Genomic DNA, 15,855 nt, shown 5'->3' on the forward strand with positions numbered 1-15,855 from the left:
CATGCACCCGATCATCGCCCTCTGGTCGCACCCCCGCTCGATGTCCACCGCGACCGAGCGGCTGATGCGCGAGCGTGGCGATCTGGACTGCCTGCACGAGCCCTTCATGTATGACTATTACGTCCACCGCGCCCGCCGCGAGATGCCGCATTTCGAGGCGCAGGACGACCATCCGACGCGATACGAGGACATCCGCGACATGCTGCTGGCGCGGGCCGAGGCGGGGCCGGTCTTCTTCAAGGACATGTCCTACTACGTCATGCCGCAGATCCTCGAGGACCGGGCTTTCGGCGGCCGCCTGCGCAACGCCTTCCTGATCCGCAACCCGATCGCCTCGATCGCCTCCTACTACAAGCTCGACCCCGAGCTGACGCTGGAGGAGATCGGGCTGGCGGCGCAGTGGCGGCATTTGGAGGGGCTGGCGGCGCAGGGCCAGACGCCGCCGGTGATCCGGGCCGAAGATGTGCGGAACGATCCGCAGGGCATCATGGCCGCGCTGTGGCGGCGCTTGGGCCTGCCCTACCGGGCCGAGGCCTTCGACTGGCAGCGCCAGACGCCCGAGGACTGGGCGCAGGTGGAGGGCTGGCACGCCGACGTGAGCCAGTCGAAGCAAATCCGCCCGCTGACCGAGGCCGAACTGCGCCAGCAGGCCGAGAACTTCGAGGCCGCCGCCGCCGAGGCACCGCATCTGCGCGACTTCCTGGCGCATGAGATGCCGTTTCACGAGAAGCTGTCCGCCCATGCGCTGACGCCCGAGACGCCGCCGTAAGGGCGCTAATGAAACGCATCAGTCTGGCTAATTCGGCGCGATGGCGGGATACTTCGGCGCCCGCCTCGCTGATCCTCCCCGCAAACCGCATCCTGAGGAGCATGTTCCGGTGAAACGCCTCGCCTCCGTCCTCGCGCCACTGGCCCTCGGCCTCGCCCCGCTCGCGGCCGCCGCCGCTGATGTCGTCATCCCCGAGCCGAATTATTCCTCCGGCCAGGCCACCGCCTACGCCGTCAAGGCCATCATCGAGGAGGCCCTCGGCCTTGAGGTCGAGATGGTCAACACCACCGCCGTCCCGGTGATCTGGGAGGCGATGGCCAAGGGCGCGGGCGATATCGACATCTGGACCGAGACCTGGCTGCCGAACCAGGCTGGCCTCGTCGAGCAGTATGTGAAGGACGCCGGCACGGTCGTCATGTCCGAGAACTCCTTTCCCGCCGTGCAGGGTTACTGCGTGACGCGGGTCACGGTGGACGAGCACGGCATCGCCTCGGTGTTCGACCTCGCCAGCCCCGAGGCGGCGCGGCTCTTCGACCGCAACGGCGATGGCCGGGGCGAGCTGTGGGTCGGGCCGCAGGGCTGGCAGTCGGTCAATATCGAGACGATCCGCGCCCGCGACTACGGCCTCGCCGATTTCTACGAGCTGCAATCGACCGACGAGGCGGTGGCGAATGCCGGGCTGGCCGAGGCCGACCGCGCCGGCGAGCCCTGGGTCGGCTACTGCTACGGCCCGCACCAGAACTTCGCGCAATACGACATCGTGCTGCTGGAGGAGCCGCCCTACAACCCGGACGACTTCGTGATGGTCCAGCCGAACGAGGATCCCGCCTGGCAGGAGAAGTCGCATGTCGCCTCCGCCTACGAGGACGGGACGGTTCACATCAGCTGGTCCGCCTCGCTGGCGGAGCGCCAGCCGGCGCTGGTCACGCTGCTGTCGAACATCCAGCTCTCCGACGAGGACGTGAACGACTGGTCGCTCCAGATCGTCAACGGCACCCCGCCGCAGGAGGTTGCCGAGGCCTGGGTGGCCGAGAACGCCGATCAGGTCGCCGGCTGGCTGGCCGAGTGATCGAGGCGACCCGCACGCAGGTGAGATGACGGACACGCCCGCGATCGAGCTGGAGGGGGTCTGGAAGATCTTCGGCCCGCGCGAGCAGGAGGCGCTGACCGCCGCTCGCGCCGGGCTCTCCAAGGCCGAGGTCCTGCAGCGCTACAACTGCGTCGTGGGCGTGGCCGATGCGACGGTGCGGGTTGCGACCGGCGAGATCTTCTGCGTCATGGGCCTCTCGGGCTCGGGCAAGTCGACGCTCGTGCGCCACGTCAACCGCCTGCTGGAGCCGACCGCCGGGGCCGTGCGGGTGATGGGCGAGGACATGCTGGCGAAGCCCCCCGCCGCGCTGCGCGCCGCGCGGGCCGCGCGGATCGGCATGGTGTTCCAGCATTTCGGCCTGATGCCGCACCGCACCGTGCGCGAGAACGTGGCCCTGCCGCTGGAGATCCAGGGCGCGAGCCTCAGGCAGCGTTTCGACAGCGCCGAGGGCGCGCTCGCCAAGGTCGGGCTGGCGGACTGGGGCGACCGCCTCCCAGCCGCGCTCTCGGGCGGCATGCAGCAGCGCGTTGGCCTTGCCCGCGCTTTGGCCGCCGACCCGCCGATCCTGCTGATGGACGAACCCTTCAGCGCCCTCGACCCGCTGATCCGCCGCCAGTTGCAGGACGAGTTCCTGCGCCTGAGCCGCGAAATGGGCAAGACGACCATGTTCATCACCCACGACCTCGACGAGGCGATCCGCATCGGCAGCCGCATCGCGATCATGAAGGACGGCGAGATCATCCAGACCGGCACCGCCGAGGAGATCGTGACCAGCCCGCGGACCGATTACGTCGCCGATTTCGTCGCGCACATCCCGCGCCTCGACATCGTCCACGCGCATCGCATCATGGAGGCGCCGGAGGCGTGGCGGGCGCGCAATCCGGGCGCGCCGCCGGTGGAGGGCATGGCCGTGGCGGAGGCGGGGATGACGCTCTCGGCCCTCGTGCGGGCGAGCGCCGAGGCGGAGGGTCCGCTTGCCATCCGCGACGGCCAGGGGGCGGTCGTGGGGGTCGTGGACCGGACCCGGCTGCTCAGGGCGATACAGGGGGAGTTCGGCTGATGACCGGGTCGCGCGACGATGACGCCGCCCTCGTGGGCCGCTTCGCCGGGCGCGGGACCGGATACTATGCGCGCGTTTTCCGCCGCATCGGCGCGACCCGCGGCTTTGCCGTGGTCCCGAACGCGGCCGCCGCCCTCGGCGGCCCGGTCTGGCTCGGGGCGCGCGGCCTCTGGGCGGCGTTCTGGCTGGCCTTCGCGGTGGAGATCTTCGCGGTCGTGCTGCTCGGGATCGGTCTTCTCGGCGACCTCGGCAGCGATTCGCTGCAGCGGGCCGAGCGGCTGGCGGCGCAGGGGGCCGGCCGCGCGGCGGCGGCCGAGGCGGCCATCGCGGCCGGGAATCCGCTGGGCGAGAGCATGCGGACCTCCGCCCTCGCGCTCACCGCCGAGGCCGAGCGGGCGCGGGCCGCCGCCGAGGCGGCGCGGGCCGAAGCGCCGCGCCTTGTCGTGACCGGCGCGGTGATCCTCGCCGCGGTGCGTCTCGCCATCGGCCTCTCCGGCAACGCGATCCTCGCCGCGCGCTTCCGCCGCTGGCGGGCGAACCCGCGGTTGCCGCATGGCCTCCCCGCCGCCCGCGTGGCGCTCGCCCTCGGCATCGTCGCGCTCTGCTGCCCGCTGGCGGTCTACCGCTTCGCCGCGCCACAGGTGCCCGCGTGGCTGGCGACCTTCCCCGCCGCGACCGACCTGCGCAACGCGGTCTCGAGCGGCATCGACACCGCCGTCCGAACCGCCGCCAACAGCTTCGCCCCCTTCTTCCGCGGCATCACCGCGGGCATCGAGGCGGTGCTGGACTTCATGGAAACCGCCCTCGTGGTCACGCCCTGGCCGATCATCATGGTGGCGATCGTGGCGATCGCCTGGCAGGTCTCGGGCGCGCGGGTGGCGATCTTCTCGGCCGCGGCGCTCGCCTATCTGGCGCTGCTGGGCTTCTGGGAGAAGAGCATGGCGACCGTGGCGCTGCTCGGGACGGCGGCGTTCCTCTGCGTCGTGATCGGCATTCCGCTGGGCGTCTGGTCGGGCCGCAGCCGCAGGGTCGCGACTGTCCTGCGTCCGGTCCTCGACTTCATGCAGACCATGCCCGCCTTCGTCTACCTGATCCCGGTCATCGCCTTCTTCGGCATCGGCAAGCCGCCCGGCGTCATCGCCACGCTGGTCTTCGGCCTGCCGCCGGTGGTGCGCCTGACCGCGCTCGGCATCGCCGGCGTCCCGCAGGAGGTGCGCGAGAGCGCGACCGCGTTCGGCGCCTCGCCCGCCTTCCTCCTCTTCAAGGTGGACCTGCCGCTCGCCATGCCGTCGATCATGACCGGCGTGAACCAGACGCTGCTGATGTGCCTGTCGATGGTGGTGATCGCCTCGCTGATCGGCGCCAAGGGCCTCGGCGAGGACGTGCTGAGCGCGCTGCAATACGCCGCCGTGGGGCAGGGCATCCTCGCCGGCCTCGCGATCCTCGCCTGCGCGATGGTGCTGGACCGGATCGTGCAGGGGCGGGTCCGTCCGTGAACCAGAAGACCAACAAGACCAACAAGACCAACAGGGAGAGAACCATGAAACGCATTGCCGCAAGCGCGCTGGCCCTCGGCCTCGCCGCCGCCCCGGCCCTCGCCGATGACGCCGCCTGCAAGGCGGTCCGCTTCTCGGACGTGGGCTGGACCGACATCACCTCGACCACCGCCGTCGCCACGGTGCTGATGGAGGCGCTCGGCTACCAGCCCACCTCGACGCTGCTGTCGATCCCCGTCACCTATGTCAGCATGAAGGCGGGCGATATCGACGCCTATCTGGGCGACTGGCAGCCCAGCATGGAGGTCGACCGCCAGCCCTATCTGGACGACGGCTCGATCGAGGTGGTCTCGACCAACCTGACGGGGGCGAAATACACCTTCGCGGTGCCCGACTACGTCGCCGCCGAGGGTGTCCGCGACTTCGCCGATCTCGACAAGTTCGCCGACCGCTTCGGCCGCGAGATCTACGGCATCGAGCCCGGCAACAACGGCAACCGCATGATCCTCGACATGATCGCCGACGACGCCTTCGGGCTCGGTGACTGGACGCTGGTCGAGTCGAACGAGCAGGCGATGCTGGCCCAGGTCGCGCGTGACATCGGGCAGGGCGAGTGGATCGTGTTCCTCGGCTGGGAGCCGCACCCGATGAACAGCAACTTCGACATCGAATATCTCAGCGGCGGCGACGACTATTTCGGCCCCGACTTCGGCGGCGCCGTGATCCACACGAACCTGCGGACGGGCTACGCCGCGGAATGCCCGAACGCGGCGAAGTTCATCACCAATCTCCGGTTCACGCTGGAGATGGAGAACGAGATCATGGGTGCGATCCTCGGCGACGCGGAGGAGCCGAAGGTGGCGGCGACGGCGTGGCTCAAGGCGCATCCCGATGTGATCTGGCCGTGGCTCGAGGGGGTGACGACCTTCGACGGCGGCGATGCCGAGGCCGCGGTGCGGGACAGCCTCGGCCTGTGACCGATCCGGGCGAGGCTACCAGAGCGCCCCGCCCGTGATCTGGATGTTCTCGGCGGTGATGCCGCGCGCGTCCTCACCGCAGAGATAGAGGGCGAGGGCCGCGACCTCCGAGGGCTGGATGATGCGCCCCTGCGGGTTCTGCGCGGCGATATCGGCCAGCGCGTCCTGGAGGGTGCGGCTGCCGCCCGCGCGCGCGACCACCTGCGCCACGTTGCGGCGCATCAGCTCGGTCTCGACCCAGGTCGGGCTGATCATCACGCAGGTGACGCCCCGCGCCGCCCCTTCGAGCGCCACGCAGCGCGTCAGCCCCAGAAGCCCGGCCTTGGAGGCGCAATAAGCCGGGTTGTCCTTCCAGCCCACGGTGGCGGCGGTCGAGCCGATGTTGATGATCCGCCCCCAGCCCCGCGCCATCATGCCGGGCAGCAGCTCGCGCGTCATGCGGAAGGCGCCGGTGAGGTTGGTGTCGATGATCTTCTCCCACAACGCATCGCTGTGGCCGGAGACCGGCTGCTCGGCCGTGGTGCCGGCGGCGTTGACGAGGATGTCGGCCGGCCTGCAGGCGGCCTCGGCCGCGTCGAGGAAGGCCCGCACCGCGTCCGCGTCCCGCACGTCCAGATGGCCGGCGTGGACGGTCACGCCGAGGGCTTCGATCTCGGCGCGGATCGCCGCGGCGCTCTCTTCGCCCGGATAGGCCGCCGCATCCCCCGCGCGCCCCGCGGCCTCGCCCAGATAGGAGCCGAGGGCGACGTTGGCCCCCGCCCCAGCGAGCGCGCGCGCAATGGCAAGACCCTGACCGCTCAGGCCGCCGGTGATGACGGCGCTGCGTCCCTCGAGGTTCGTGCTGCTCATGGCCCGGCATGGCCGATTGCAAGCGGACGCGTCGTCATTCCGGGTTCTCCCTCTCTCCTGCCGCGCGAGCATAGCCGGGGGGAATCCGCCCGACCACTGCCGGGCGGCGGTGGCCTCATCCATCACGAAGAATGCATCGCGCCCACCATGCCCTTCGGCATCGTTGACTCGGTGGCCGATGACTCTCAAGACTGGCGCCATCATGCCCGCCATCCCCCCGAGGTAGCCAATGAATCAGCGTCTTGCCGTGTCGCGGCGCGTCCTTATGCAGTCCGGACTGATCCTCGGCGCCTCGGCCCTGGCGCCGCGGATGCTGCGCGCGCAGGCCGCCCCCGTGCGGATGGCGGGCGTGCATGGCTCGCCGGTGGAGAACGCGTGGAATTCGGTGCTGCATGCGGCGCTGCAGGACGCCGCCGCCGAGGGCATGATCGAATACACCTTCTCCGAAGGCATCTCGGCCACCGACTATCCGCGCGCGATGCGCGAATATGCCGAGGCCGGGGCGCAGCTGGTCATCGGCGAGACCTTCCCGGTCGAGCGGCAGGGTCGCGAGGTCGCGGCCGAATATCCGCAGACCGCCTTCGCCATGGGGTCGAGCGCGCCGCCCGCGGGCGACAATTTCGGGGTGTTCGGGACCTGGAACTATGACGGTGCGTATCTGGCGGGGATGCTCGCCGGGCGGATGACGCAGACGAACATGCTGGGCTCGGTCGGTGCGATGCCGATCCCCGAGGTCAACCTGCTCATCAACGCCTTTGCCCAGGGCGCGCGGGCGGTGAACCCCGAGGTCCGGCACCAGACCAGCTTCATCGGCACCTTCTTCGACCCGCCGCGGGCGCGCGAAGCGGGGCTGGCGCTGATCGATGCCGGGGCCGACATCCTCTTCGGCGAGCGGATCGGCACCGCCGATGCCGCGAAGGAGCGCGGGCTGAAGGCCGTGGGTTCGCTGATCGACTACACGCCGGTCTATCCCGACACGGTCTTCGCCAACGCCCTGTGGGGCTTCCGGCCGATCCTGAACGCGATCGTGGCCGATGTCGCGGCGGGCAATCCGGTCGGGCGCGACTACACCGCCTACGGGCTGATGAAGGAGGGCGGCAGCGACATCGCCTATGTGCGGGGCGTCGCGCCCGCCGAGGCGGAGGCGGAGATGGAGCGGGTCCGTGCCGCGATCAAGGCCGGCACCTTCGAGGTGCCGCAGGACTTCAGCGAGCCGCAATAACCCTCGATGATATCCGATGCCACGGCGCTGTCCGACGCCATCCGCGCCGGACGGCAGAGCGCGACCGGCGCGCTGGAGGCCTCGCTGGCGCGCGCCGAACTCTGGCGCGGGATCGGGGCCGTCTGCGACTCCCGGCCCGCGCTCGGCCGCGAGGGGGCTGCGGCGTTCGACGGGCTGCCGTCGGGCGATGCGCGGCGGTCCGCCCCGTTCGGCGGCGTGCCGACATTGGCCAAGGACCTCGGCGGACCGTTCCGCGGACTGCCGGTGCGCGCCGGATCGCGGCTGTTTGCAGCGGGCGGAGAGGGCGAGGACTCCGATCTCGCGAGCCGCTTCCGCGCGGCGGGGCTGGTTCCCTTCGGCCTCACCACCAGCCCCGAGTTCGGCTTGTCGCTCGCCAGCGAACCGGCCGCCGGTCCGGCCTGCCGCAACCCGCTCGACCCGGCCCTCAGCCCCGGCGGCTCATCGGGCGGGGCGGCGGCGGCCGTGGCGGCCGGGATCGTCGCGATCGCGCATGCAACGGACGCGGGCGGCTCGATCCGCGTTCCGGCGGCGGCCTGCGGGCTTGTCGGGCTGAAGCCCGGCCGCGGCAGCGTGCCGGCCGGTCCGGGGTTCGGCAATCATCTCGGCGGCATCGCTTCCGAACTCGCGGTCTGCCGCTCGGTCCGCGATTGCGCGGCGCTCCTTGCCGCCTGCACGGGTGACGCCCGCGGCCCGTTCCCCCCGGTCGCACCGGCACGGGTGCCGGAACGACCGCTGCGGATCGGCCTTCTGACCGAGACTGGCGCCGATCACCCGACCGCGCCGGAGCGCGCGCAGGCGGTCGAAGCCGCCGCGCGCTCGCTGGAGGCGCAGGGGCATCGCCTCGTGCCGCTGAACTGGCCGGCCCTCGCGCCCGTGGCCGCTGCGAGCGATCGGGTGTTCCTCGCCATCGTCGCGGCGAACCTTGCCGAACTCGCCGCATCGCTCGGCCTCGACCTCGGCGCGGCGGAGCCGATGACGCAGGCCGTCGCCGCGCGCGGGCAGGCGCTTTCGGGGGCGGAACTGTGGGCGGCGCTGAACGAGGGCGTGCTGGTCAGCCGGGACCTGTGGCGGCTGTTCGACGGCTTCGACCTGCTGCTCGCGCCGATGCTGACCACCGCGCCGCGGCGGCTGGGCTGGCTGCCCACCGATCACCGCGACGTCGAACGCCACTTCGCCGCCATGGCCGGTTTCGCGCCGCTGGCGACGCTCGCCAACGTGTCGGGCTTTCCGGCTCTGACGCTGCCCTACGGCGCCGACGCCGCCGGTCTGCCCTTGCCGCTGCAACTCATCGCGCCGATGGGGGCCGAGGCGCTCCTGCTGATCATCGCGGCGCGGCTCGAGGCCGAGGGCCGCTGGCAGCATCGCCACGCGCTTGCCGGGTTCGACGCATGAGCGAGACGCTTCTCGAGATCGCGAATGTCAGCAAGCGCTTCGGCGCGACGCTCGCCAATGACGACATCTCCCTCAGTCTCGCGAAGGGCGAGATCGTGGCGCTGCTGGGCGAGAACGGCGCCGGCAAGACCACGCTGATGAACATCCTTTTCGGCCATTACCAGCCCGACAGCGGCCATATCCGCGTCATGGGAAAGGACCTGCCGCCAGGCCGCCCGCTGGCCGCGATCCGGGCCGGGATCGGCATGGTGCACCAGCATTTCTCGCTGGCGCCGAACCTGACGGTGCTGGAAAACGTGATGACGGGCACCGAAAGCCTGTGGCGGCCGGTCTCGGACGCCGCCACCGGGCGGCGCCGGCTGATGGAACTGTCGCGGCGCTTCGGCCTCGAGACCGATCCCGACGCCCGCTTGGGCGATCTGTCGGTCGGCGAGCAGCAGCGGGTCGAAGTCCTCAAATCCCTCTACAACCATGCCCGCGTGCTGATCCTCGACGAGCCGACCGCGGTGCTGACGACCATCGAGGCCGAACACCTCTTCGCCACGCTGCGCGACATGGCGCGGCAGGGGCTGTCGCTGATCTTCATCTCGCACAAGCTCGACGAGGTGATGGCCACCGCCGACCGGATCGTCGTGCTGCGCGGGGGGCGCAAGGTGGCCGAGCGGCTGCGGGGCGGGACCACGAAGGCGGAACTGGCGGAGCTGATGGTGGGCCGCGCGGTCCACCGGCCCGAGCGGAAGATGTCGCCGCCCGGCGAGGTCGTGCTCGAGGCCCGGGGCGTCACCTTGCGGCGCGGGGGGGTGGACCGGCTGAAGGCCGTCGATTTCGACCTTCATGCCGGCGAGGTGCTGGGAATCATCGGTGTCGCCGGGAATGGCCAGACCTCGCTCTCCGCGGTGCTGAGCGGCACGGCCCGGCGCACGACGGGCGAGTTGCGCCTCTTCGGCGCGGCGGTGGGCGATCTGTCGGTGCCGGAGGTCGTCGATGCCGGCATCGGCCGCATCCCCGAGGATCGCAACCATGAGGGCGTGATCGGCGAGATGCCGCTCTGGGAAAACGCCGTGCTCGAGCGGCTGTCGCGCTTCTCGCGCGGCGGGCTGGTGGACCGCCGCGCCGCCATCGCCTTCGCGCAGCGGATCATCGACGGTTTCGACGTGCGCGGCGGCACGCCGCTGAGCCGCACGCGGCTGCTCTCGGGCGGCAATATCCAGAAGCTGATCCTCGGCCGGAACCTGATCGAGCATCCGCGCATCCTGATCGCCGCCCAGCCGGCCCGCGGTCTCGACGAGGGGGCGGTGGCGGCGGTCCACGGGCGCATCCTCGCGGCGCGGAATGCCGGGGCGGCGGTGCTGCTGATCTCGGAGGATCTCGACGAGGTCATGGCGCTTGCCGACCGCATCCAGGCGATCGTGGGTGGCCGCCTCTCGCCGCCGGTCGCGCGGGAGACGACCGAACGGGGCCAGCTGGGGCTGATGATGGCCGGAGAATGGGAGGGTGCCCATGCGGTTTGAGCGGCGCGCCCACCGTTCGACGGTTCTGGTGGTGATCGCGCCGGTGATCGCGGTTGCCGCGGCGCTCGCGCTTGCGGGCGTCCTCATCGCGCTGGCGGGCTCGCCGGTGCTGACGGCCTACGAGCGCATCCTCACCGGGGCCTTCGGCTCGCGCCTCGCGGCGACCGAGACGCTCACGCGCGCGGTGCCGCTGATCCTGACCGGGCTCGCGGCGGCGGTGGCCTTCCGCGCGCGGCTCTGGAACATCGGCGCCGAGGGGCAGCTCTATCTCGGAGCCATCGCCGCCGCGGCGCTGAGCGCGGAACTGGCGGGGGGCCTGCCGTCGATCCTGCAGATCCCCATCCTGCTGGTTGCCGCCGCGCTCGCCGGGATGGCGCTGCTGCTGATCCCGCTCTGGCTGCGGCTGCGGTTCTCGGTCGACGAGGTGGTCACGACGCTGCTGCTGAACTTCGTCGCGATCCTGTTCGTGTCGATGCTGATCGACGGCGTGCTGAAGGACCCGATGGCCTTCGGCTGGCCGCAGTCGAAGCCCATCGACGAGGACGGGATGCTGCCGAAGCTCATTCCCCGCTCGCGGCTGCATGCCGGGCTGCTGCTGGCGCTGGCGCTGGCGGTCGTGGTCCATTTCGTCCAGTCGCGCACCGTGTTCGGCACCCGCTCGCGCGCCGCTGGCCTGAACGCGACGGCTGCGGTCTTCGCCGGCGTGCCCCTCGGCCGGACGCTGGTGCAGGTGGCAATGATCTCGGGCGGGCTCGCCGGCCTTGCCGGCGCGGTCGAGGTGATGGGCGTCACCAGCTACGTCACCACTGAGCTTTCGCCCGGCTACGGCTATTCCGGCATCGTGGTGGCGATGCTGGCGAACCTGCACCCGATCGGGGTCGTGCTGGCGGCGATCTTCACCGCCGCCATGTTCGTGGGCGCGGACGCGATGAGCCGCTCCATGGCCATTCCGACCTACATCGCCGATGTGACGGTCGCGCTGTCGCTGCTGGCCATGCTGGTCGCGATCTTCTTCACCCAGTACCGGATCGCCCGATGATGGACCTGCTCGACGTCCTGTTCTCGGCCGGGCTCTGGGCCGCGGTGCTGCGGATCGCCACGCCGCTGATCCTCGGCACGCTGGGCGAGCTTCTGTGCGAGCGTGCAGGCATCCTGAACCTGGGGATCGAGGGCATCATGACCTTCGGGGCGATGATCGGCTGGCTCGCGGTCTACAACGGCGCCGATCTCTGGACCGGCATGCTGGTCGCGGCGCTGTCGGGCGCGGCCTTCGGGCTTCTCCATTCGCTGCTGACCGTGAGTTTCGGGCTCTCGCAGCATGTCTCGGGCCTCGGGATCACGCTCTTTGCCTCCAGCCTCGCCTACTACCTGTTCCGTTTGCTGGTGCCGGTGGTGGGTATCCCGCCGAAAATCCTGTCCTTCCAGCCGCTGAACGTCCCCGGCCTCAGCGATCTGCCCTTCATCGGACCGGCGCTCTTCACCCAGACCGCGCCCACCTATGTCGCGATGCTGCTGGCGGTCCTGATGGGCTGGGTCATCTTCCGCACGCCGCTCGGCCTTGCGATCCGCATGACGGGCGAGACCCCGCATGCGGCCGAGGCGCAGGGCATCAATCCGACCGCGGTCCGCTACGGCGCGGTGACCGTCGGCTCGGCGCTGATGGCGACGGGCGGGGCGTTCCTGACGCTCTCGGCCTTCGACAGCTTCATCCCGACCATGGTGCAGGGCCGCGGCTGGATCTGCATCGCGCTCGTGGTCTTCGCGACCTGGCGGCCCGGCCGGGCGCTGATCGGGGCGCTGCTGTTTGCATTCTTCGACGCCTTCCAGATCCGGCTGCAGACCATGCTGACCGGCGCGATCCCCTATCAGCTGTTCCTGATGATGCCCTATGTGCTCTCGATCGCCGCGCTGGCCGCGACCGCCCGCCGCGCGCGGGTGCCGCAGGCGCTGATGCAACCCTACCGCCGCGGCGAACGCTGAAAGGCCGACCGATGTTCGACACCATCATCCGCAATGGAAACCTGCCCGACGGGCGCGAGCGCATCGACCTGGGCATCCGCGACGGCCGGATCGCGGCCATCGAAAGGGGGCTGGAAGCCGAGGCTGGCGCCGTCATCGAGGCCGAAGGCCGGCTCGTCTCGCCCGCCTTCTGCGACCCGCATTTCCACATGGATGCCACGCTCTCGCTCGGCCTGCCGCGGATGAACGTCTCGGGCACGCTGCTCGAGGGGATCGCCCTCTGGGGCGAGTTGCGCCCGACCCTCACGCGCGAGGCCCTGGTCGAGCGGGCGCTGCGTTATTGCGACCTCGCCGTGTCGCAGGGGCTGCTCTACATCCGCAGCCATGTCGATACCTCGGATCCGCGCCTCGTGACCGCCGAGGCGATGATCGAGGTCCGCGAGCGGGTGAAGCCCTATATCGACCTGCAACTCGTCGCCTTCCCGCAGGACGGCTACTTCCGCGCCCCCGAGGGCGAGCGGTCGCTGGAGCGCGCGCTCGACATGGGCCTCGATATCGTCGGCGGCATCCCGCATTTCGAGCGGACCATGGATGAAGGCCGCCGCTCGCTCGAGGCGCTGTGCCGGATCGCGGCCGAGCGGGGGCTGCCGGTGGACATCCATTGCGACGAAAGCGACGACCCGATGAGCCGCCACATCGAGACGCTGGCCGCCGAGACGGTGCGCCACGGGGTGCAGGGCCGGGTAGCCGGCTCGCACCTGACCTCGATGCATTCGATGGACGACTACTACGTGTCGAAGCTGATCCCGCTGATGGCCGAGGCGCGGGTGAACGTCATCTCGAACCCGCTCATCAACATCATGCTGCAGGGCCGCCACGACACCTATCCGAAACGCCGCGGCATGACCCGCGTGCCCGAGCTGATGGCGGCGGGCCTCAACGTCTCGCTGGGGCAGGACTGCTGCATGGACCCGTGGTACTCGATGGGCTCGGGCGACATGCTGGAGGTCGCGCATATGGCCATCCATGTGGCGCAGATGGGCAGCATCGCGGACAAGCGCCGCCTCTTCGACGCGATCACCGTGAATCCGGCCCGCACCATGGGGATCGAGGATTACGGGCTCGCGGTCGGCTGCCGCGCCGATCTGGTGGTGCTTCAAGCGGGCGACGTGACCGAGGCGCTCCGGCTGAAGCCGGCGCGGCTCTTCGTGCTGCGGGCGGGCCGGATCGTCAGCCGCACGGAGCCCCGGATCGGGCATCTGGCGATTGCGGGACGCCCGGAGCGGATCGACCCGGGCAGGGACTACCGGCCAGCGTAGGACAGCCGCCGGGGTGCGGCTTGCGCGCCAGCATTCGCGGACGCCATCGGCTGCGGCTTTGCGTCATGCCCGTCCGCCATGCCCCTGCCAAGACAGGCAAGTGCAAGCGTTCCTGTTCCGGCATGAGGCCAGGACCGGCGCGCCCGTGTGCAACGGACTTAATCCGGCTCTTTGCATGGCCCCCGAGGAGGGTGTGGAGCGCCTCCCAGTCGGCGTCGTGCGGCCGTGAGCCTCCGGATGAGGGCTCACGGCGCAGGGGAGGGCTTCGAGACGCCGCCTGATCCTTCGTCCAGTCGCCTGGAGATCGCGGCCGTCAGCCGCAGCAGACCATCGAGTTGCGTGTCGCTCGGCTGGCTGCCGAGATGTTGCACCGAGCCGATCAGGCCGATCGCGCCGGCGATCTGCCCGCGGCTGTCGAAGATCGGCGCGGCGAGCGCGTTGATGCCGAGGAGCGACTCTTCCGGCGCGGTGGCATAACCCTGCCGGCGGATCTGCTCCAGTTCCGCCCTGACGCTGCCGACGTCGGTCTGCGTCTTCGGCGTGAACCGCTCGAGCGGCGGCGCGAGCGACTCCGGGAGCGAGGGATCGCCGAAGGCGAGGAAGACCTTGCCCTGCGCCGAGGAGTGAAGCGACAGCTCGCCTCCCGGGCGGACGCCGATCTCGATCGGCTGGTTGCTGCTCAACGTTGCAAGGACATAGGCTGACCGCGCCGTCGGCACGCTCAGGACCACCGCCAGCCCCAACTCGTCGCGGGTCACGCGCATCAGCGGCAGTGCGAGTTCCGCCAACGTCCGCCCCGGCGGGGCCTTCTGTGCCATCAGCCAGATCTTCGGCCCCAGCGAATAGAGGGACGTGACCGGGTCCTGCGCGACCATGCCGTGATCGCCGAGCGTCCGCAGGTGCTTGTGGACCGCCCCCTTGGCGGTGCCGACCTGCGCGGCGATCTGCGTCACCCCGAGCGGCACATCCGAGAAGGCGATCAACTGCAGGATGCGGAGCGAGGTGTCGGCCGCTCGCACGTGGTCGGATTTTTCCACTCTGCCCTCGCATCCGGCCCCTGGCCGGTTGACTCGAATCGCGACTCATGAATATCAGAGAACGACGTTCCCGACTAGGGAACACGGAGGAGGAACACATGAGGCACTTCGCGATCTGCACCGGCATCGGTGCCGCCCTGCTTGCCAGCACGGCGATGGCCGAGCCGGTCACGCTGCGGCTTGGCCACCCGGTCTTCGAGTTTCACCCGATCCACGACACCGCGGTGCGCTTCAAGGAAGCGGTCGAGCGCATCTCGAACGGCGACGTGAAGGTGGACATCTACCCGTCGCGCCAGCTCGGCGACGTGAAGGAGCTGGCCGAGGGTGTGCAGTTCGGCACGGTGGACATGACCGTGAACTCGACCTCGGCCTATGCGACGCTCGAGCCCTCGATCGACGCCTTCCAGCTTCCGGGCCTGATCCCCGACTATGCGGGCTTCGCCACGATGGCCAAGTCGCCCGAAGCGCGCGCGATCATGGACCGGCTGGAGAACCACGGCATGATCGCGCTCGGCGTCTATGACGGCGGACTGCGCCATTTCATGACCGTGGGCGAACCGGTCGAGAGCATCGCCGACATGCAGGGCCTCAAGACCCGCGTGGCGCCGAACCGGATGTTCCTCGACGCCTGGACCGCGGTCGGGGTGAACCCGACGCCGATGGCCTATGGCGAGGTCTATTCCGCCCTCGAGACCGGGACGCTCGACGCGGTCGAGATCAACCTGACCTCGATCGAGAGCGAGAAGTATTACGAGATCGGCAAGGGCGTGACCCTGACCGGCCACTACTTCTGGCCGGGCTTCCTGCTGGTGAACAAGGCCAAGTTCGACAGCCTGACGCCCGAGCAGCAGGCCGCGATGCGCCAGGCGGCCGACGAGACCGTGGAGCCGCAGGTGATGGCGGTGGCCGACCTCGACAAGCAGGTTCTGGCGCACCTCGAGGAATTGCAGATCCCGGTTGTCACCCCATCGGACGCCTTCAAGGCCGAGCTCGCCGCCGCCTTCGCGCCGGTGGTCGAGAAATACGAGGCCGTCGACCCCCTGATCGCGGCCTTCGCGGCCAAGGCCAAGACGCTGACGCCCGCCGCGCAGTGATCCCGTGCGGGGTGCGCGGCGGACGGCCGGGCACCCCCTCCCTGTCATTTTCGAGGCAT

General features: G+C 70.3%; 14 protein-coding genes. 12 read left to right on the plus strand and 2 right to left on the minus strand.

Features of this window, described 5'->3' with window-relative positions; translation table 11 throughout:
• The first annotated feature begins 1 nt into the window (after position 1).
• The 5 genes from GI374_RS02745 to GI374_RS02765 all read left to right on the plus strand — a co-directional run bounded on the left by GI374_RS02745 (position 2) and on the right by GI374_RS02765 (position 5,392).
• The gene (locus GI374_RS02745; RefSeq protein ID WP_154335458.1) at positions 2-769 is read left to right on the plus strand and encodes a hypothetical protein; all 768 of its coding nucleotides are present in this window, start codon (positions 2-4) and stop codon (positions 767-769) included.
• A 109-nt stretch (positions 770-878) separates the two neighbouring features.
• Positions 879-1,838 (plus strand): glycine betaine ABC transporter substrate-binding protein, encoded by a 960-nt coding sequence (locus GI374_RS02750; RefSeq protein ID WP_195759809.1) that lies wholly within the window; start codon positions 879-881, stop codon positions 1,836-1,838.
• A gap of 25 nt (positions 1,839-1,863) precedes the next feature.
• Positions 1,864-2,919 (plus strand): glycine betaine/L-proline ABC transporter ATP-binding protein, encoded by a 1,056-nt coding sequence (locus tag GI374_RS02755; protein ID WP_154335460.1) that lies wholly within the window; start codon positions 1,864-1,866, stop codon positions 2,917-2,919.
• Positions 2,919-4,415, plus strand: coding sequence for a proline/glycine betaine ABC transporter permease (locus GI374_RS02760; RefSeq protein ID WP_154335461.1), 1,497 nt, complete (start codon positions 2,919-2,921; stop codon positions 4,413-4,415). The genes GI374_RS02755 and GI374_RS02760 overlap by 1 nt, the downstream gene beginning before the upstream one ends.
• A gap of 44 nt (positions 4,416-4,459) precedes the next feature.
• Positions 4,460-5,392, plus strand: a complete 933-nt coding sequence (locus GI374_RS02765; protein WP_154335462.1) for a choline ABC transporter substrate-binding protein — start codon at positions 4,460-4,462, stop codon at positions 5,390-5,392.
• A gap of 15 nt (positions 5,393-5,407) precedes the next feature.
• Here the strand turns inward: GI374_RS02765 and GI374_RS02770 are convergent, their stop codons facing one another.
• A complete protein-coding gene (locus GI374_RS02770; RefSeq protein WP_154335463.1) occupies positions 5,408-6,241 on the minus strand; it encodes an SDR family NAD(P)-dependent oxidoreductase in 834 nt (277 codons plus the stop codon).
• A 265-nt stretch (positions 6,242-6,506) separates the two neighbouring features.
• On the opposite strand from GI374_RS02770, the gene GI374_RS02775 reads away from it, so the two are divergent.
• From GI374_RS02775 to GI374_RS02800, 6 genes are read left to right on the plus strand one after another with little or no spacing between them, the layout of a single operon-like run.
• Positions 6,507-7,463, plus strand: coding sequence for a BMP family protein (locus GI374_RS02775; protein WP_229582464.1), 957 nt, complete (start codon positions 6,507-6,509; stop codon positions 7,461-7,463).
• A 6-nt stretch (positions 7,464-7,469) separates the two neighbouring features.
• On the plus strand, positions 7,470-8,876 hold the full coding sequence (locus tag GI374_RS02780; protein ID WP_154335465.1) for an amidase: 1,407 nt from the start codon (positions 7,470-7,472) through the stop codon (positions 8,874-8,876).
• Positions 8,873-10,387 carry an ABC transporter ATP-binding protein gene (locus GI374_RS02785; RefSeq protein WP_154335466.1) on the plus strand — a complete coding sequence of 505 codons (1,515 nt, stop codon included), beginning with the start codon at positions 8,873-8,875 and terminating at the stop codon, positions 10,385-10,387. The genes GI374_RS02780 and GI374_RS02785 overlap by 4 nt, the downstream gene beginning before the upstream one ends.
• Complete coding sequence (locus GI374_RS02790; protein ID WP_154335467.1) at positions 10,377-11,426, plus strand: ABC transporter permease; 1,050 nt, start codon at positions 10,377-10,379, stop codon at positions 11,424-11,426. The genes GI374_RS02785 and GI374_RS02790 overlap by 11 nt, the downstream gene beginning before the upstream one ends.
• A complete protein-coding gene (locus tag GI374_RS02795) occupies positions 11,426-12,367 on the plus strand; it encodes an ABC transporter permease (protein WP_229582466.1) in 942 nt (313 codons plus the stop codon). The genes GI374_RS02790 and GI374_RS02795 overlap by 1 nt, the downstream gene beginning before the upstream one ends.
• Before the next feature lie 11 nt (positions 12,368-12,378).
• A complete protein-coding gene (locus GI374_RS02800; RefSeq protein WP_154335469.1) occupies positions 12,379-13,665 on the plus strand; it encodes an amidohydrolase family protein in 1,287 nt (428 codons plus the stop codon).
• Between the two features lie 245 nt (positions 13,666-13,910).
• Here GI374_RS02800 and GI374_RS02805 read toward each other — a convergent pair whose 3' ends face one another.
• Positions 13,911-14,702, minus strand: a complete 792-nt coding sequence (locus GI374_RS02805) for an IclR family transcriptional regulator (RefSeq protein ID WP_154335470.1) — start codon at positions 14,700-14,702, stop codon at positions 13,911-13,913.
• A gap of 98 nt (positions 14,703-14,800) precedes the next feature.
• Here GI374_RS02805 and GI374_RS02810 point away from each other — a divergent pair, with 98 nt between their 5' ends.
• Positions 14,801-15,796 carry a TRAP transporter substrate-binding protein gene (locus GI374_RS02810; RefSeq protein WP_195759810.1) on the plus strand — a complete coding sequence of 332 codons (996 nt, stop codon included), beginning with the start codon at positions 14,801-14,803 and terminating at the stop codon, positions 15,794-15,796.
• The last annotated feature ends 59 nt before the right edge of the window (positions 15,797-15,855 follow it).

The sequence above is a fragment of the Paracoccus sp. S-4012 genome, from assembly GCF_009674885.1.
In the GTDB taxonomy this organism is placed as follows: Bacteria; Pseudomonadota; Alphaproteobacteria; order Rhodobacterales; family Rhodobacteraceae; genus Paracoccus.